Annotated in this window: 13 protein-coding genes and 1 pseudogene; 5 read left to right on the plus strand and 9 right to left on the minus strand. The window is 47.8% G+C overall.

Annotated elements, in window-relative coordinates:
* Nucleotides 1-70: 70 nt before the first annotated feature.
* On the plus strand, nucleotides 71-1,522 hold the full coding sequence (locus tag WHR59_RS11995; protein WP_043016340.1) for a tagaturonate reductase: 1,452 nt from the start codon (nucleotides 71-73) through the stop codon (nucleotides 1,520-1,522).
* A 207-nt stretch (nucleotides 1,523-1,729) separates the two neighbouring features.
* Nucleotides 1,730-2,644: a bestrophin family protein gene (locus tag WHR59_RS12000; protein WP_043016339.1), complete on the plus strand. Its 915-nt coding sequence runs from the start codon at nucleotides 1,730-1,732 to the stop codon at nucleotides 2,642-2,644.
* Here WHR59_RS12000 and WHR59_RS12005 read toward each other — a convergent pair.
* Together WHR59_RS12005 and WHR59_RS12010 are read right to left on the minus strand one after the other, a co-directional pair.
* Entirely contained in the window at nucleotides 2,641-3,018 is a 378-nt protein-coding gene (locus tag WHR59_RS12005; RefSeq protein ID WP_047411299.1) for a GFA family protein, read from the minus strand. The two genes, WHR59_RS12000 and WHR59_RS12005, sit on opposite strands and share 4 nt — an antisense overlap.
* Before the next feature lie 131 nt (nucleotides 3,019-3,149).
* A pseudogene (locus WHR59_RS12010) lies at nucleotides 3,150-3,626 on the minus strand (trans-aconitate 2-methyltransferase); the annotation flags it as partial.
* A 98-nt stretch (nucleotides 3,627-3,724) separates the two neighbouring features.
* Here WHR59_RS12010 and WHR59_RS12015 point away from each other — a divergent pair.
* Complete coding sequence (locus WHR59_RS12015) at nucleotides 3,725-4,246, plus strand: GNAT family N-acetyltransferase (RefSeq protein WP_338844042.1); 522 nt, start codon at nucleotides 3,725-3,727, stop codon at nucleotides 4,244-4,246.
* 9 nt (nucleotides 4,247-4,255) lie between these two features.
* Here the strand turns inward: WHR59_RS12015 and WHR59_RS12020 are convergent, their stop codons facing one another.
* The 4 genes from WHR59_RS12020 to WHR59_RS12035 form a co-directional block, all read right to left on the minus strand.
* Nucleotides 4,256-4,798 carry a DMT family transporter gene (locus tag WHR59_RS12020; protein ID WP_338844043.1) on the minus strand — a complete coding sequence of 181 codons (543 nt, stop codon included), beginning with the start codon at nucleotides 4,796-4,798 and terminating at the stop codon, nucleotides 4,256-4,258.
* A gap of 179 nt (nucleotides 4,799-4,977) precedes the next feature.
* Nucleotides 4,978-5,268, minus strand: a complete 291-nt coding sequence (locus WHR59_RS12025; protein WP_338844044.1) for a hypothetical protein — start codon at nucleotides 5,266-5,268, stop codon at nucleotides 4,978-4,980.
* A 900-nt stretch (nucleotides 5,269-6,168) separates the two neighbouring features.
* The gene (locus tag WHR59_RS12030; protein ID WP_043016333.1) at nucleotides 6,169-6,885 is read right to left on the minus strand and encodes a YebC/PmpR family DNA-binding transcriptional regulator; all 717 of its coding nucleotides are present in this window, start codon (nucleotides 6,883-6,885) and stop codon (nucleotides 6,169-6,171) included.
* A 275-nt stretch (nucleotides 6,886-7,160) separates the two neighbouring features.
* Nucleotides 7,161-9,143, minus strand: a complete 1,983-nt coding sequence (locus tag WHR59_RS12035; protein WP_338844045.1) for an alkyl/aryl-sulfatase — start codon at nucleotides 9,141-9,143, stop codon at nucleotides 7,161-7,163.
* Nucleotides 9,144-9,503: 360 nt separating this feature from the next.
* Here WHR59_RS12035 and WHR59_RS12040 point away from each other — a divergent pair, with 360 nt between their 5' ends.
* Nucleotides 9,504-9,773 (plus strand): hypothetical protein, encoded by a 270-nt coding sequence (locus WHR59_RS12040; RefSeq protein ID WP_223306639.1) that lies wholly within the window; start codon nucleotides 9,504-9,506, stop codon nucleotides 9,771-9,773.
* 64 nt (nucleotides 9,774-9,837) lie between these two features.
* On the opposite strand, the gene WHR59_RS12045 is transcribed toward WHR59_RS12040, so the two are convergent.
* The 3 genes from WHR59_RS12045 to WHR59_RS12055 all read right to left on the minus strand — a co-directional run bounded on the left by WHR59_RS12045 (nucleotide 9,838) and on the right by WHR59_RS12055 (nucleotide 12,587).
* A complete protein-coding gene (locus WHR59_RS12045) occupies nucleotides 9,838-10,455 on the minus strand; it encodes an outer membrane beta-barrel protein (protein ID WP_338844046.1) in 618 nt (205 codons plus the stop codon).
* Between the two features lie 108 nt (nucleotides 10,456-10,563).
* Nucleotides 10,564-11,193 carry a winged helix-turn-helix transcriptional regulator gene (locus WHR59_RS12050; RefSeq protein ID WP_043016330.1) on the minus strand — a complete coding sequence of 210 codons (630 nt, stop codon included), beginning with the start codon at nucleotides 11,191-11,193 and terminating at the stop codon, nucleotides 10,564-10,566.
* 236 nt (nucleotides 11,194-11,429) lie between these two features.
* Nucleotides 11,430-12,587 carry an OmpP1/FadL family transporter gene (locus WHR59_RS12055; RefSeq protein WP_338844047.1) on the minus strand — a complete coding sequence of 386 codons (1,158 nt, stop codon included), beginning with the start codon at nucleotides 12,585-12,587 and terminating at the stop codon, nucleotides 11,430-11,432.
* Nucleotides 12,588-13,244: 657 nt separating this feature from the next.
* On the opposite strand from WHR59_RS12055, the gene WHR59_RS12060 reads away from it, so the two are divergent.
* Nucleotides 13,245-18,575 (plus strand): peroxidase family protein, encoded by a 5,331-nt coding sequence (locus tag WHR59_RS12060; protein WP_338844048.1) that lies wholly within the window; start codon nucleotides 13,245-13,247, stop codon nucleotides 18,573-18,575.
* The last annotated feature ends 4 nt before the right edge of the window (nucleotides 18,576-18,579 follow it).

Here is an 18,579-nt window from a genome sequence, read left to right on the forward strand (position 1 = left end):
GTATTAAAGTTTGCTAACCTATTGGACCAATTCAATCAGGTTGTATGACTAATCATAAAGGGAACCCATTGTGCAAACACTAAATCGTCGCGATTTCCCCGGTGCTCAGTATCCTGAACGCATCATTCAGTTTGGTGAAGGAAACTTCCTGCGCGCCTTCGTTGACTGGCAGGTTGATCTGCTGAATGAGCATACCGATCTGAACGCAGGTGTGGTCATTGTTCGTCCTATCGAAAGTACCTTCCCACCATCGCTGAGTACACAGGATGGTCTCTACACCACCATTATTCGTGGCTTGAATGAGAAGGGCGATGCCGTAAGTGATGCTCGTTTAATTCGTTCAGTTAACCGCGAAATCAGCGTCTATAGCGAATACGATGAGTTCCTGAAGCTGGCGCATAATCCAGATATGCGTTTTGTTTTTTCTAACACCACTGAAGCAGGCATCAGTTACCACGCGGGCGATAAGTTTGAGGATGCACCGGCGGTGAGTTATCCCGCTAAACTGACCCGGCTGCTGTTCGAGCGGTTCAGCCATTTTAATGGTGCGTCGGATAAAGGCTGGATTATCATCCCTTGCGAACTGATTGATTACAATGGTGATGCGCTGCGTGAACTGGTCCTGCGCTACGCTCAGGAGTGGGCGCTACCGGAAGCATTTATTCAGTGGCTGGATCAAGCCAACGCATTTTGTTCCACGCTGGTGGACCGCATTGTTACCGGTTATCCGCGTGACGAAGTAGCGCAACTTGAAGCTGAGCTTGGCTATCATGATGCATTCCTGGATACGGCTGAACACTTCTATCTGTTTGTCATTCAGGGGCCAAAGTCATTAGCCGCCGAGCTGCGTCTGGATAAATATCCGCTCAATGTCCTGATTGTTGATGACATCAAACCGTACAAAGAACGGAAAGTGGCCATTCTCAACGGCGCGCACACCGCACTGGTTCCTGTTGCCTGGCAGGCAGGGCTCGATACTGTGGGTGAGGCGATGAATGACGCAGAGATTTGCGCCTTCGTTGAAAAAGCTATTTATGAAGAGATCATTCCGGTACTGGATTTACCTCGCGATGAGCTGGCATCTTTCGCCAGCGCGGTGACCGGTCGATTCTGCAATCCGTACATTAAGCATCAGCTGCTGTCGATTGCCCTGAACGGCATGACTAAATTCCGTACCCGTATATTGCCGCAGTTGCTGGCAGGGCAACAGGCCAGCGGCAAACTGCCGGCGCGCCTGACGTTTGCGCTTGCCGCGCTGATTGCCTTTTATCGTGGAGAGCGTAACGGTGAGTCATATCCGGTTCAGGATGATGCGCACTGGGTGGAGCGCTTTCAACAGCTTTGGTCCCAGCATCATGACCGCCAGATAAACACCGAAGATCTGGTTAAATCTGTACTGGGCGTTAAAGAGCACTGGGAGCAGGACCTGACTCAGGTTTCTGGGCTGGTGGAGCAGGTTTCTGCCGATCTGGATACCATTCTGGCAAAAGGCATGCGTGAAGCCGTTAAACCACTGTGCTAAGAAAACAGCCCGGCTCAGGCCGGGTTTTTTGCAAAACAATTATTAGTTACAACATACTATTGTATGTTAAATACTAAGCCATTCTGTAACTCAGGTGCGGGAATTGTCTGGCAGGAAAAAGATGTTTAGTTAATGTTGCGATTAACTTGCAACATTGATCACTATCGCGTCTAATGTGACGGGTTTCACATTTTTCCGAAGATAACCATGATCGTTCGCCCCCAACAACACTGGCTACGCCTGATTTTCGTCTGGCATGGTTCCGTATTATCAAAAATCTTTTCACGTCTGTTGCTGAACTTCCTGCTCTCCATCGCCGTTATTATCATGCTTCCGTGGTATACGATGCTGGGTATTAAATTTACTCTGGCGCCGTTCAGCATTCTCGGCGTGGCTATTGCTATCTTTTTAGGCTTTCGCAATAACGCCTGCTATTCACGTTACGTTGAGGCCCGCCACCTTTGGGGGCAGTTGATGATTGCTTCCCGATCGCTTTTACGAGAGGTAAAGACCACCTTACCGGATGACGTCGAACTGGGGCAGTTTGTTCGTCTGCAAATCGCGTTTGCCCACTGTTTACGCATGACTTTACGCCGAAAACCGCAGGCAGCGCCGTTGGCGAAGTACCTCAGCGAGAAAGATCTGCAGACGGTATTTGCCTCACAATCACCGGCAAACCGCATATTGTTGCTGATGGGGGAGTGGTTGGCCGTGCGCAGGCGTAATGGACAACTATCAGATATATTATTCCATAGTTTAAACAATAGGTTAAATGATATGTCTGCGGTGCTGGCAGGTTGTGAGCGGATTGCGAATACTCCGGTCCCGTTTGCGTATACTTTGATCCTTCATCGCACAGTGTACCTGTTTTGTATCATGTTGCCATTCGCCTTAGTGGTAGATCTGCACTACATGACACCTTTCATTTCAGTGCTTATTTCCTACACTTTTATTTCGCTCGACACGCTTGCAGAAGAACTGGAAGATCCGTTTGGCACAGAGAACAACGACCTGCCGCTGGATGCGATTTGCAATGCTATCGAAATCGATTTACTGCAAATGAACGATGAAACAAATGTGCCAGCAAAACACATGCCGGATAAACATTATCAACTCACTTAGCGACGTTCGTTTTGCCACCAGGCGGGTTGCATATCGGAAAACGAATGAAACTCTGGGGCCAGATCTTCATCGTTAGGATCGTCAAAAGCTCCGGCTAAAAGTGCAATTACCGGGGCGTCATCAATGGCGCCCACGGAACTCCCGCACTGAGGGCAAAAGGCCCGACTGGTCGTTTCAGATGAGCGCCAGGTTGTCGGTTTTCCGGCTTTTCCCGTCCATTCTACATTTTCTGCAGCAAACTCAATCCAGACGACGGTCGGCACGCCAGTATGTTTCCGGCATATATCGCAGGAACAGGTATGGGAATTATTAGGACTGCTGGCAGTGAAGCGGATCGAGCCACACAGACACCCACCAATGTAGACTTTAGACATAACAACTCCCGTCAGAAATACGTGGCAAGACACTAGCAGATGCATGCCATTGCCACTAGAACCTTATAATAAAAAGGCGAGGGCGCGCATAGACGATAGTTCATTCCTGTGATCTGTCTGATGATTAACGCTTAACTATTGCGTCTGGCAACCATAAACATTCGCGGAAACGCCAGTAAAATTTTGCCATTCTCCTGTAATGGATATTGCTCCTGCAGGAGTTCGTGGTAGCGCGCCAGGTACTGGCGTTGCTCTCTTTCGCTCAAATCCTGCAACCAGGGGCGCAGGCCTGTAGAACTTACCCAGTCGATAATCGCCTGATGAGAATCCATAATGTGATAATACGTTGTGCGCCAGATATCTACCTCACAACCTGCCTCGCTCAAGATATCATAGTAGGCGTGTACGCCTGGAAGTGGCGTCCGGCCCCGGTCGGGATAACCCTGTTCATAAGCTACTTCGCGCATCAGAACATGCGTGGGTTCCAGCCAGTTATCCGGCATTTGCACGGCCAAAACGCCGTTGCGACCAAGAAGCGATACCAGATTTGGCAACAGTTCATAGTGATTGGGTACCCACTGTAATGACGCATTGGCATAAAGCAGATCTACGGGATGCTCTACCAGGCGGAAAGGGTGCATAAATCCTTGCCGATGAGCCATTTCTTTTAGAAGATTATATGAAAATGAAAGATAAGGGCAGAAATATGCTGGAAACTTCGAGACTGGTTTTACGCCAGTGGGAAGCCAAAGACAGAGCCCCGTTTGCTGCGCTAAATGCCGATCCGGACGTGATGCGTTTCTTTCCGACTCCGCTGCAACGAACGGAAAGCGACAACCTGGCTGCAAGGTTCGAGGAAGGCATTACAGAGCGCGGTTGGGGATTCTGGGTCGTTGAACTTAAAGAAACACACCAGTTTGTGGGGTGTGTAGGTTTACATCCACAGCCTGATAAATTTCACTTTTCACCCTGTACCGAAATAGGCTGGCGTCTGGCTAAAGACTACTGGCACCAGGGGCTGGCATTGGAAGCCGCCGAGGCATGCCTGACGTTTGCTTTCGAGGAGCTGGGGTTAAGTGAGGTGGTTTCATTTACTTCCGTACTGAATAAACCGTCAGAGCGCCTGATGATACGGTTGGGCATGAATAAGACTGAAGAGTTCCTGCATCCCGCGTTGCCGACTGATCATCGGCTAGCACAACACGTCCTGTATCGTCTTTGCCCATAATTAGTCAGACTATTTTGAACCCTTTCTCATATCAGAAAAAATAACTAAGCCTATTCCAGCTAAAATAATAATGCTTGCAAGAAGGATCCTGGCGGTGAGCGTTTCACCCAAAAACACGATCCCGCCGAGCGTGGCGAGACAAGGAACGCTGAGCTGGATGGTACTGGCCGTCGTTGCTTTGAGCAACGGAAGAAGCGAGTACCATAGCAGGTAAGCGCCTCCCGATGTTAGTGCGCCTGATAATACTCCCAGCATTATTCCGTTTATATCAATGTGAAGATGGGTATGAAAGATGAGGGGAATAATCAGTGCAACCGGGACCGTCAGGATGAAATTACCACTCGTTGAGGCTACGGCATGCGTGATTTTTTTCCCTGCGATACTGTACATAGCCCAGGCAACACCGGAAATAATCATCATGACTGAGGCATACAAGGAAGGCCGCTCAGCACCAGGAAGTAGCAATATCGCTATTCCAACCAATGCTCCCAGAATCCCTGTTATTTTTAATTTTGCGAGTTTTTCTTTCTGAGCTAATCCCCATACCGTCATGACGAGCTGAACGGTACCAAAGAGCAGCAGGGCGCCGGTGCCGGTATTGAGCGAAACATAGGCAACGGAGAATGAGAAAACATAAATGCAAAGTAGCAGGGCGTTTAACCATCTAAACTCTATTTTTTTACTCTCAGATGCTATCGTGATGAATAAATAAAGGGCAATCGCACCACTGATTAACCTGAGAATTGCTCAGAACTTTTCTTGCTGCATTCAGTTTGCAGCCATCGATGTTGACCATAATCGGTGACAACCGTATTGAGATTGCTATATTCGCTGCATACAAAACCTTTTTCAGTCGCTCTTTGTCTCGCGGCATCCAGACTCAGACCAACAACATTCAGGCTGTCGACTTCTTTGGCATGTGCGCTGTCGGAAACGCGGGTCAATACGCATCCCGTTAGCGTACAGGCAAAGAGCAGTAAGAGTGCCAGGCGTTGGATGGGTTGAGCATTTTTATTACGCATTGTCTGGATAGTGGTCAATTTTATTACCGTTTTTCTGAAAGTGAGCGATGCCTCATGGAGCAGTATATAACGATTACATGCATCTGCTTTAGAATCGCCGACATGCTGCTTTCCGTTTTTAAATGAAACATTTCAAGTTAGGTCGCGGCGCTTTAAACAACGGTTCGACATCATTATTGAGCAGCACAAGGACTACCATAAAACCTTAGATTCTTCCCCATTCCATCTTAGTGCGCATAATGTATATTATGTTAAATGCAATATAATGGTCTCTCAGTTCATGGCCCTCAGCATATGGTGCTCACTCGCGTGCTTACCCTTCCCCAATCCGGGTGCCGGAAACATGGCGTGAGTTTCTGTTCGTCGAACTCATACATGCGGTCCTGGCCACCAACTGTCTGCCAGCAATCTTCACAGAATCCTTTAATGAAACTAACTTCAGCGAAAAATCGCTTCCGCTATTTTTTCCTGCTCATCAATGCGCTGAGCAATCCGTGTGTTTACTTGCGACTGCTGCGGTAAAGCTTCAGTCAGATCCTTCGAATAAAAACTCGTTTGATATCTATAGTCTCTCTGATGCGATGTCCGCTGCTACGAATTAGCCCGACCTGGCTACATTTTCAATGGGTTGATAACGGTGATGATAAACGACAAGGTCAAAGCTATAGTCGCATTTGATCGTGGAGGCGGTTTTTGATTCCCGGGAAAAGAACGCCCTGACTCATCCTGTGGGCAAACAGTGAACATGACTGTCTGCTTTGAGTGTAAAACAGACAGTCACCTGGATTTTCTACGTAAACTTTATCTATTTCTTATAATCAATGCATCTGGCTGGATGTTTTTATAACAAATTTATAAGTTCAAAATCAGCCACAGTGACACTTCCCTTTTAATTTACAATTAAAGGTTTGCAACGTTATGATATACTTTTTGAACATCATCGTCAGCCTCAAGAGCGTCAACGAGTCCTTCAAAGATTTCTAAATCTTCAGGTGAAAGTTCAATTTCTGATTGAGCAATCATTTCTAATTCTGTTGTTGAAAACTCAGTAATGCCAGCTTCTTTTAAAGCAGCAATTCCTTTGTGGAGATCTGTAGATTCAGTATAAACAACGATGTTCCCTTCTTCTTCGGTTACATCACGGACATCCACTTCGGCATTCAGCAAAACTTCAAAAATATGGTCAGGGTCTGTTCCTTTAAATACAATCACCCCGGTATTGTCAAACATATAGCTGACTGCACCTGCTGCTCCAATATTCCCGCCTTTTTTATTGAAGATTGAGCGGACATTAGCAATTGTACGATTAACATTGGAAGTCAATGTTTCAGCGATAATCAATGAACCACTTGGGCCAAAGCCTTCATAGCGCCCTTGCACGAACGTTTCATCGCTGCCACCTTTGGCTTTATCGATTGCTTTATCAATAACGTGCTTAGGAACCTGGGCTTGTTTTGCACGCTCAATAACGAATTTTAAAGCTGAGTTTGATTCTGGGTCAGGCTCACCTTGCTTAGCGGCAGCATAGATTTCTACACCAAATTTTGCATATATATTAGACGTTGCACCGTCTTTAGCTGTTTTTTTAGCAACAATGTTTGCCCATTTACGTCCCACTGGAATGGTCTCCTCAGAAATTCATTTATGCTACGGACAGGTTAATAACCTGCATATTTTACCGCCGTATTATATCATGATACACAAACTCTCGTCCATGAAAACAAAAATATACAGATTATATGGTGTGTTACTTTAATTACATTAATTATTAACATTATGGATAAAATATTTCCACATTATATTTTAGATCTTTTATATTCTTAATAATTGAACCGCAGCAATAATAAAAACCCGCCATTGCTGACGGGTTATTACATGATTTCTATCTACAATTAAGGCGTCACAATGTTAAACCAGAAATCAAAACTGTCTAAATATCCGACGAACTCGTCAAGTTTGGCGTGATTGCCAGTGATCTGTACCTCACCCTTCTCTTCCGCTTGCTTCAGCGATTCTTCCTTCAGGATAATTTTGTTCAACGTCGCCCGATTCAGCGTAATGGAGGCATCAGCATGACTGGCCTGAGTATCAGCACTATGGTTAAGAACACCGTTTTCCAGTTCCAACTTGTATTTACCACCGTCAGCGCCTAAATCAACGTTGAAGACAGCCTGGGCATTTGCCGCTTTTTCGCCATTAATATGTACAGCCAGATAATCGAAGAACATTTCCGGCGACATAGCTTTAACCGTATCCGGGCTGGCGGTATTGGGGGTTGCGCCTTTTACCACACCGTTGCGTAATTCTTGCGCACCAGTCAGATAAAAATTACGCCATGGGCCGGACTCTGCCTGGTAACCCATCTGCTCAAGAGCATCGGCTTCCAGATTACGAGCCTCTTTATTGCTCGGATCCGCAAAGACGATATTGTTAGTCACCTGCGCCACCCAACGGTAATTACCCTGGGCATAATCCGCTTTTGCTTTTTGCATGATGGCATCGGCCCCTCCCATATAATCGACATATTTCTTCGCGGCATCTACTGGCGGTAGTTCGTTCAGCGTTGCCGGGTTACCGTTGAACCAACCGAGGTAAAAGACATAAGTTGCTTTCACGTCATGGCTAACGGAACCATAGTATCCGCGGCTGGCCCATGATTTTTCCAGACCAGACGGCAGTTTGAAGTTAGCGGCGATTTCGTCACGAGTCAGACCCTGGTTAGCCATTCGTAATGTCTGATCGTTGATGTAACGGTACATATCGCGCTGGCTCTTCATTAACTTCACAACATTTTCATTACCCCAGGTTGGCCAGTGGTGCTGAGCAATAATAATGCTCGCCTTACCTCCCCAGCGGCCAATAACGTCATTGATATATTTTGACCATGCCAGCGGATCGCGGATCTTCGCGCCCCGCAGCGAATAGGTGTTATGCAGCGTGTGGGTTACATCTTCAGCGGCCTCAATCATTCCCTTCTCTTCTACATACCACAGCATTTCAGAGGGCGCTTCTGAACCAGGCGCCATCATGAAATCATAGGTTAGACCGTCGATAACTTCTTTCTGCCCGGTGTGGGTAATGTAATTAGTAGGTTCAATCAGTGTCACCGTACCCGCAGAGGTTGTCGTACCAAGGCCTGCACCTACCTGACCTTTTGCATCCGGTTTTAACAGATTGCCATACATATAACTGGCCCGGCGACTCATGGCGTTACCTGCCATAATATTTTCAGATACGGCCTCCTTCATAAAACCAGCCGGTGCATATACCTTCACTTTGCCGGATTTAACATCAGCTTCATCCACGACACCACGTACGCCGCCGTAGTGGTCAACATGGCTGTGCGTATAAATGACGGCAACAACGGGTTTTTTACCGCGATTTTTATAATAAAGATCCATTCCGACTTTTGCCGTTTCTGCCGATACCAGCGGATCAATGACCGTAATTCCCTCTTTCCCCTCCATTATGGTCATATTCGAGAGATCCAGATTACGGATTTGATATACACCATCGGTAACCTGGAACAGACCACCGATATTGATCAACTGCGACTGGCGCCACAGGCTTGGATTAACCGTAGCGGGAGCTTTTTCGCCTTCCTTGATAAAAGCATATTGCTGCGGATCCCAAACAATGTTCCCCTGCTTTCCTTTGATTAGTTCATCGGGAAGCGGAGCAATAAATCCCTTATGGGCATTTACGAAATCTGTTTTATTAGTGAATGGCAATTGCCCGTATAAGGCATCATTCGCGCTTTTGGTTTGAGCTGTAGCATCTTTTGCCCCTTCCTGTGCGATTGCAGGAAGTGACATTAACGATGTCGAACAGACACCGGCTAAAGCCAGATAGCTTACTCGTCTATTTAGTTTCATAAATTCTCTGCTAATAATAAATTTTCAAGCAGGATCAAAACTGCTTCATTGATTATTGATATGCATCTGCGATGCGATGTTTATCAGGACGGCGTGATTGAGTATTGAAAGGTTAACATAACCTTACAAGCCAGTATCATTAAAAAATATTTAATTATAAATTTTTATTTAAATAAATCATCCGTAGACAATGGATTGTTTAAAAAGATAATGACTGGCATCCATCTCCTTAGGTCAATAAATATGCGTGCACTATATCTATTACTCATCATTGGAACCCTCTCTGGTTGTAGTTCTTCGCCATCGGAGAAAGTAATTAGAATTAATAAAATGATTATTCCTGTTATCCAGAATAACTCCGTGACTAAATCGAGCAGTAATTCGAGATCCTTGTCGTTATATCAAGAAAATAAACTGCAAATTGAAAACGTGGCAAACACGCTAAAAAGTGATTATCTTCATGATGTTAAGCGTAATGAGATGTTTGATGTTCATAGCCAGGCATACCAGGTGTATGCTTCATTATCTAAGCTTGAGCAAATGCAACAGATGAACAATTTTTATTATAAGGAGCATAATCAAACGGGTCTGTTGAGCATCAATCAGTCGGTTAATTCTCTTATTGAATAATAAAAGAGCCTCCTCATTGATGAATGAGGAGGCTCTTAAATATGGGCTGTTTGATTAACTAAGGTTAGTCATGCTGGCCAAAACGATATGACAGCCCCGCCGTAACAGAACTGACATCGCTGGTTGCTCCAATCTGGTTTTCGTTACCGACATTGCTTACCCATTGATACTCAAGGCGCCCTGCCCAATTATTATTAAAGGCATATTCAGTACCTACCGCCACTACCGGACGGACACCGGTATCAAAACGATTATTCCCTTTAATATCGGACTCTGCGCGATATCCCATGGCACCTGCCCGACCGTATACATCCCAGGCGTCGTTCAGACCATAACTTGCTTTCAGTGTGAGTTGCAGCCCCTGGCTTTTCATTTGCGAACCTGATGCGCCATTTTTACCATTGAACTGCATATTACCTAAATAATCATAACCACCTTCAACGGCGAGCCATGGTGTAATTTGATAACCGGTGAATACACCGCCACCAACATTATCGCCATCGGTGCCAACATTTCCAAATTTTTCACCGTGATTATTGCTCTGTTGATTGGTGCTGGAGTCAAAATAGTGTGACCAACCAAATTTTCCGCCAGCATACCAGGTTCCGACATCCGCTGCAGCAAAAGCGGTTGTGGCTGTAAAAGCGTTAGCAATAATAAGTGTAATAAGCGTCTTTTTCATGATTTTCCTATCGAGGCTTTCAGTTACGATTGATACAAATAACGTGTCGCTACAATAGGGTATTTAAGTTGTGGTGATAATTGCTTTTTAATTTATTTTTGGATTTCCTCAAAATCGCTCAGGTAATTTATTGATGGTGGTAAGATATCCCCCGCGTTCAAAATCAATATAGTCTCCTTTTTTTAGGGCTGAAATGACATTTAAAACGCTGCTGCGTGATAAGTGGGTGCGATCCTGAATGTAATCCAAAATAGACATGCGTTTGCGGGTCTCTTCCGGTAACAAAATCATTTCCTCGAGATGGTTTCGTATCACCGAATAGGTACGCTGCTGTACCACTAGATCATCGCGATAAAAGAGATAACCCGTGTGATATGAAAGCACAGCCGCCGCATCTTCCCACAACCCTTGTTGATGGAAGAGCTCTCGCGCTTTATCGGCATCCACGCGTAATATTGTCGACTCGGCTTCTGCGCGTAATAAGTGACCATGGACCGGCTGGATCATCTCGGCAATACCGAACAGATGAGGTTCATAGACAGTCACAATTAACAGGCCATCAGACGAACGTAAAATGGAGAGTTCTCCTTGCAGGAAAAGATATAGCTGAGGCTTATTTTTGTATTTCCACATGATACGGCGTCGAGGTACAACCTTAAGCTTTTCTGCAATCGGCTCAAGCACTTGTATTAAACGTTGTATACTTTGTTCAGGGCGTACCGGTGGTGAAATTTGCATGTTCAAACCTGTATTCTTTTGATTGAGATAACGCTATGATTCTACGTATATTCCATGAAGAATAGTACAGCCTCATATTAAAACCATAGGTTGCGCAATACTAAAAGTACAAATTTATTTTTATTTAAATGATTTTTAGAAGTCCACCAGCAGACGGTCACTGAACATTAGTGGATGGATGCTTTGCCGTGGTGATTATTGACAATACATAACATTTCGACTTGATAACAACGATGCTAAAACTGATAGCTGTAGTTAACGCTGGCAAACCAAAGCCACGGATTTTTATACTCACCGGCATAGATATCAGATTTAACGCTGGATGACTGCATATGCAAATACTCAACGGCTACCCCGATATTACTGGCTAGGGTAATCTGGTACTGAGCTCCGGTGGCAAATCGCCATTCATCCCCGGTCGGTAACGAAAGCGCGGCATTACTTTGTGTTTTGTACGGTGAACTGTCAAATGCGACCCCGGCATTAATTCGCCACTGCTCATCGGGATGATATTGCACACCAACCGCCGTATGCCATGTATCTTTCAGCCTATTATCACGATCGTCAGGTTGACCATTTATTGTAACCTGAGGGCTACCAAACTGACTCCAGTCCTGCCAGCCAAGATCCCCCATCACTGACCATCTTCGGTTAATATCGTGAACCACGCTAACCATTACCTGCTGTGGCGCGCGGACCTGGGCGGAAATCGGCAGGTCATAGCCAATATTAGGTAGATGTGGGAAACGCGCTTTGCCGTCAATATTGAAATGATAATCAGTCTTGCTGCTCCAGGTTATGCCCGCCCGTGTTTTGTCATTTAAATCCATCAATAAGCCAAGGCGGTAATTCATCGCCCAGTCATGATCGCTTTGTTTTTCATCGTGGCCGTCGACATTTCTTTTTAAAGACAGAAAACCGTAGTTCAAACCCGCAGCAGCACCAACCGACACCTTGTCACTCAGTTCCCATGCAACGCCTGGACTCAGCGTCATCGCAACCAGGGTGCTTTGTTTAATCAACCGATCCCCGGCCCAGTTGCCAAAATCGATACCCAACCCATAGTTGCCATATAATCCCAGCCCGGCTGAAACGGTATCGCTCAGGCGTTGCGCATAAAACATACTGGAATTGGGGAACAGCGTCATTACGTTCCCCGGACTTTGCCTTTCGTCAGCGCTATTGTTCAGCGTATAGGGAATATCTCCCCCCATCGCCTGCAACCCTCCGGTGACCATATGGTCAGACAGACGGGTCATTCCCGCTGGGTTCGTTAATAGCGTTGAGGCATCCTGAGCGCGAGCGGCCTGCCCTGCACCAGCGAGTGCTGTATCCTCCGTTCCGACTTCATAAAAATAGAGCGTACTGGCGTTACCGAATGCCGAAAAGAGCATTCCGGAAAGAAGAATTATATTTTTTTCATTGTATTACCTGTCTGGATGGGAACTTAACAAAACGTAGGCCAGTTATCACACAGTATTGATTTACGCTAATAGCATAATCAGGCCTCTGGAATGATGTCGCGTTAAGTTTCATCCAATATTAAATTTTATAATCTGCCCCTGCTCTCTTAAATATCGCCTTAATGAGAATTATTCTTAATAAGAAATTTGGCATTAATTCAAATGTAAAGAAATGAAAATTTAATGTTTTCATAAAAAAGTATGAGTGAAGTCGGCAACGGAAAAACCATAGTTATGATCAGCACATAAATGTAATCTGAGTTTAAAAAAACCTACACATTCACTGCTTGAGAAGACCTCGTCTTCTCAAAACTTCGCGCCCCGAATATGCCTTTAATTTCAATAAGGCACGGTTAGCATCGGTCACTAAAACCCAATTCATAAGTGAGGTGAATATCTTATTGGTCTGGTTAAATATCTGGAGAATAACACCAACCCGGTCGTGGATATCGTTTGTGTTTTAAAATACGGAGCTTAATCATGTACTAACAATCAGATATCTGATGCGACTCATTCTTCTGTCAGCTTTTATAAGCAGAAGAAAAGAGTGATGATAGCTAATTCAGGTAAAGATAGGGGTAATGACTTATGGCCTCACAATATGACTTTACTGTCACTCTGCACGATCTGGCTTTTATTCTTAAGCAGATCAAAATATCCGAAGCGGCAACTAACGCGGATGGTAGCGTTAATGATGAAATGCTTCGAGAATTAGTCTCCAGTCCGCTATTACCTTATGGCCTTCGTACGGTGGATGGTTCATGGAATAACCTTTTGCCGGGTCAAGAGTTATACGGCTCTGCCGACCAGACTATGCCAAGATTAACCGCATTAAACTGGCAAGACGCGGATGAAATGACCAGTTATATCCAAATTGGCGGGATGGTTATTGATGCTGACCCGCGAATTATCAGTAACTTAATTTCGGACCAGACGGCTTCAAACCCGGCGGCTATGGAGGTATTCAACGCATTAAAAGATGCGCCTGGTGGTGGTACTATTACAGGAGAAGGCAGCTTATCTATTCCCAACCAGTCTCCGGATATTGGACTTTCCCCCGCTTTTAATGGCTGGATGACCTTCTTTGGTCAGTTTTTCGACCACGGTCTGGATTTGATACCGAAAGGTGGCAACGGTATTGTTTTCATTCCGCTACAGCCAGACGACCCATTATATGTTGAGGGGTCGGATACAAACTTTATGCTATTAACCCGGGCGACGGTCAACGAAAACCGAGAGACGGTAAACCTGACAACCCCTTTCATTGATCAAAACCAGACCTACACCTCCCACCCTTCACATCAGATTTTCATCCGCGAATACGTAATCATTGACGGTAAACCCGAGCCAACGGGAAATCTGTTAGGCGGCGCTAACGGAGGACTGGCGACCTGGGCTGACGTTAAAAATCAGGCTGAAACTCTACTGGGTATAAAACTCACCGATCAGGATGTTTTTAATGTTCCTCTGCTGGCAACGGACCGCTACGGTAATTTGATTTTAAGTGAAAACGGGAAGGTACAGATTGTGACTACCAACGGCCTGGTTGAAGCCAATGGCGGCCTGTTACCTGCGGAGACGTTCCGCACCGGCCACGCGTTTCTGGATGATATTGCTCATACTGCCGCGCCAAAAGCGGGCCTGCTGGCGGATGATGACAGTGCTATCGGCGGCGAAGGAGCGCAACCTGCGGGAACCTATGATAACGAACTGCTCGACCGCCACTTTATCACCGGCGATGGGCGTGGTAATGAAAACATTGGCTTAACCGCTGTGCATGCCGTTTTTCACAGCGAACATAATCGCCTGGTTGAACAGTATAAAACCACACTGCTGGAAACCGGCGACATCGACCTCATTAACCAGTGGTTGATGCCGAATCACCAAATCACTGAGATGCCTGCCAATACCAGTACTCTGGTATGGAATGGCGAGTACTTATTCCAGGCCGGTCGCTTCTCCACGGAAATGCAGTACCAGCACCTCGTGTTTGAGGAGTTTGCACGTACCGTACAACCCGCCGTCGATCCGTTTGTCTTCTCCAACACGGCGGATATTAACCCCCTTATCTTTGCCGAGTTTGCGCACGTGGTTTACCGTTTCGGGCATTCAATGCTGACAGAAACCGTGGCGCGTACCAACATTGATATGCAAAGCGGCGATATCGGCCTGATAGCCGCGTTCCTGAATCCTGTGGCATTCAATGAAATCAACGGTGCCACCGTCACTGACGACCAGGCCATCGGCGCGATTGTGCGTGGTATGACGCGTCAGGTGGGCAATGAAATTGATGAGTTTATTACCGATGCTCTGCGTAATAATCTCATCGGCCTGCCCCTTGATTTAGGCGCGCTTAATATTGCCCGTGGCCGTGATACGGCAATGCCTTCGCTGAACCAGGCTCGCGAGCAGTTTTTTGCATTAAGCGGTGATAGCCAACTGAGGCCCTATACCAGCTGGGCTGACTTTACCACCTACCTGAAAAACCCGGCCTCTATCATTAACTTTATGGCTGCTTACGGTCAGCATGAGTTAATCCTCAATGCCACCAGCCTTGAAGGTAAACGCGCGGCGGTTAACTTCCTGCTGTTTGGCGATGCCAATAACGCCCCACCTGCGGATGCAATGGATTTCTTTAATAGCACCGGGGCGTGGGCAACGAAAGAAACCGGCCTGAATATGGTCGATTTCTGGATTGGCGGACTGGCTGAGCGCAAAAATGAATTTGGCGGCATGCTGGGTTCAACCTTCAACTTTGTCTTTGAAACGCAAATGGAAATGTTGCAGGACGGCGATCGTTTCTACTACCTGAGCCGCGTTCAGGGGTTGAACTTACTCAATGAACTGGAGGCCAACTCGTTTTCCGCGCTGGTAATGCGTAACAGCGATCTTGGTGAGGAGGGTTCCTCTCACCTGCCCGCCAACCTGTTTCAGACGCCGGACCATATTTTTGAAGTGAACCGCGTGCTGCAAACGGAAATCGACCCGAAATGGGGTAATCCGCTGAAAGATCTGCTCTCGCCGTTGTTGGTGCGTCGCGACCCTGGCGCGGATGTTGACGGCGATAGCTTTGCGGACGGTGGTTATCTGAAATATACCGGTGATGGGCATGTGGTACTTGGCGGAACGGCAGGCAACGATACGTTAATCGGCGGTAAAGGGATCGACAGCCTGTGGGGCGATGGCGGAGATGACCGACTGGAAGGCGGTGACGAAGCCGATGTGGTCCACGGCGGTGACGGTGATGACATTATTACCGATACCGGTACACCCGTTGGCGATGCTGACTTCCTGCACGGCGATGCCGGACATGACGTTATTTTCTCCGGAAATGGCAACGATCTGGTCTTTGGCGGCAGCGGCAGCGACTTCGTGGTGGTCGGTGAAGATGCGCAGGAGGTCTTCTCGGGTCAGGATAATGACTTTGCGCTTGGCGGCTCGGGTGGTGATTTCCTGATGGGCAACGAAGGCGATGACTGGCTGGAAGGCGGCGACGGGTTTGACACGCTGGCGGGTGATAACTCTGAGCTGTTCTTCAACAGTACCATTATCGGTCACGATGTCCTTAACGGTCAGGGTAACGACACCGACTACGATGGCGAAGCCGGTGACGACATCATGGTTCAGGGCGCGGGGATCCAGCGTAATAATGGTATGGCCGGTTTCGACTGGGCTATCCATAAAGGCGACCCAAATGGCGCGAACTCTGATCTTGGGATCCCAATTTTCGTTAACCAGCAGGAATTTATTCTGCGCGATCGTTTTGACCTGGTTGAGGGGCTGTCGGGCTGGAAATACGACGATATCCTGACCGGGACGGAACAGCCGATAGGCACCGCCCCGGTTCAGGGTGTTCCCCTCTCTAACAACCTGACCCAGGAAGGTGCAGACCGGATCAACGGGCTTCAGGCCATTCTCGGCGTAGAACGTTCTGCCAACCCGGACGCGGTGCTACTGAACCCTGATGATGGTAGCGATATTTTACTCGGCGGCGGCGGTAGCGACCGCATTATGGGTAAAGCCGGTAACGATATTATTGATGGCGATGCGTGGCTCAACGTGCGTATTGCCGTTACCGGTATGGCAGGACTCACCAGCGCCGAAGGCATGGCCGAACTGAAGTCGTACATGCTTGCTGGCACGCTGAAACCGAATCAACTGTCGATTGTGCGCGAAATTCTGCATGAAGGTAACGGCACGGAAACCGACGTTGCGGTGTACCGTGATGTCAGCAGCAACTATGTCTTCACCCGTATGGCTGACGGTAGCCTGCGTGTCGATCACGCTACGCCCAATGCCGCGCTGAACCTGAATGATGGCATTGATCGTTTGTTGAACATCGAAAAACTGGAGTTTGGCGATGCTCAGCAGTTGTGGGTGACGGCGCAGCAAGCGACGGGCGATCTCACCATCAGCAATCCTAACCCTTCGGTGGGCGATCTGCTGCGCGTCAACGTGGCGAATTTGCTGGACGGTAATGGGCTGGCAGCGGATGTGGCCATCACGATGACCTGGCAGGCATTCGTCAACGGCCAATGGCGGGATCAGGCAACCGGTACGGAGTTCAGAGTGCCTGGCGCTATTCAGGGCGCGCCGCTGCGTGTGGTAGCCAGTTTTAACGACCGTATGGGTGACGCAGAAACGCTGGTGTCGGCACAAACTCAGGCAATCCTGCCGAGAAATCAGGCCACCACCGGTGCGCCGGTAATTAATGACCTCACTCCGACTGAAAGTCTGACGCTGACCGCGGTGGTTTCGGGCATTGCGGACGCAGACGGTCTGAGCGGCGGTAATTTCACCTATCAATGGAGAATGAGTTCGCCAACCGGATTCGTCAACATTAACGGCGCGACATCCGCGACCTATACGCCGGGCCAGGCCATGGTCGGTCGAATGCTGCAGGTGGTGGTTACCGTCGTCGACGATGAAGGCAACCCCCCTGTTGTTCTGACCTCGACCACCACACAGCCTGTGGGCGATCTGATTGTCGGTACCAACGGCGCGAACACGCTCGTCGGTACCGCATGGAGCGATATTCTGCGCGGTGAAGGTGGGAATGACACTTTGTTGGGCGGCGCAGGTGACGATCTGCTCGTGGGCGGTGCGGGTAACGACAGTCTGTCTGGTCAGGCGGGGCAAGATATCCTGCAGGGGGATGCGGGTAATGACACGCTTGATGGTGGTCTTGGCGCCGACAGTATGACCGGCGGCGCGGGCGATGATACCTACATCGTTGATGATTTCGGTGATGTGGTTATTGAAGGTGTGAATGGCGGTACGGACATTGTGCGTACCGGCCTCAGCAGCTATGACCTCACTGACAACGTGGAAGAACTGGTCTTTACCGGCAGCGGCAGTTTTATCGGTACCGGGAATGCCATTGCTAACACCATTACGGGCGGTTCTGGCAATGACTATCTGTTTGGTATGGGAGGTAATGACCAGTTGTTTGGCGGTACCGGGAATGACTTCCTCGATGGCGGAGATGGCGCTGATAACCTGCAGGGCGGAAACGGCAACGACGTCATGATTGGCGGCGCGGGCGCGGATACCCTCTCCGGCGGTAGCGGCGACGATATTCTCAATGGTCAGGAGGGTAACGACATTCTTGACGGAGGGGCCGGGAGCGATATCTTCGCCTTCGGTGCTAACTTTGGGCAGGACCGGATCACCGGTTTTGACAGTAACCCCAACGGCGGCCAGGACTTCCTCGATCTCGTCTTGTTAGGCATCAACGCGGGTAATTTTGCCAGCAGCGTGTCTATCACCGGAAACAATGGCAACACCATTGTGACTATCGGCACTGACACCATCACATTAGTGGGCGTCAATTCGACCACCGTGAATATTGGTGACTTTTATCTGGAAATGCCCACCACCCTTGCCAGCAACAATGGCAATAGTTCATTGATCGTATAAGGAG

It is taken from the genome of Citrobacter europaeus (genome assembly GCF_037482245.1).
Lineage (GTDB): Bacteria > Pseudomonadota > Gammaproteobacteria > Enterobacterales > Enterobacteriaceae > Citrobacter > Citrobacter europaeus.

What these genes read in the sequence shown, in the direction of transcription:
- WHR59_RS12000 (WP_043016339.1), top strand. Translation starts at nt 1,730, where the DNA reads ATGATCGTTCGCCCCCAACAACACTGGCTACGCCTGATTTTCGTCTGG.
- WHR59_RS12005 (WP_047411299.1), bottom strand. Translation starts at nt 3,018, where the DNA reads ATGTCTAAAGTCTACATTGGTGGGTGTCTGTGTGGCTCGATCCGCTTC.
- WHR59_RS12015 (WP_338844042.1), top strand. Translation starts at nt 3,725, where the DNA reads ATGCTGGAAACTTCGAGACTGGTTTTACGCCAGTGGGAAGCCAAAGAC.
- WHR59_RS12020 (WP_338844043.1), bottom strand. Translation starts at nt 4,798, where the DNA reads ATGACGGTATGGGGATTAGCTCAGAAAGAAAAACTCGCAAAATTAAAA.
- WHR59_RS12025 (WP_338844044.1), bottom strand. Translation starts at nt 5,268, where the DNA reads ATGCGTAATAAAAATGCTCAACCCATCCAACGCCTGGCACTCTTACTG.
- WHR59_RS12035 (WP_338844045.1), bottom strand. Translation starts at nt 9,143, where the DNA reads ATGAAACTAAATAGACGAGTAAGCTATCTGGCTTTAGCCGGTGTCTGT.
- WHR59_RS12045 (WP_338844046.1), bottom strand. Translation starts at nt 10,455, where the DNA reads ATGAAAAAGACGCTTATTACACTTATTATTGCTAACGCTTTTACAGCC.
- WHR59_RS12050 (WP_043016330.1), bottom strand. Translation starts at nt 11,193, where the DNA reads ATGCAAATTTCACCACCGGTACGCCCTGAACAAAGTATACAACGTTTA.
- WHR59_RS12055 (WP_338844047.1), bottom strand. Translation starts at nt 12,587, where the DNA reads ATGCTCTTTTCGGCATTCGGTAACGCCAGTACGCTCTATTTTTATGAA.
- WHR59_RS12060 (WP_338844048.1), top strand. Translation starts at nt 13,245, where the DNA reads ATGGCCTCACAATATGACTTTACTGTCACTCTGCACGATCTGGCTTTT.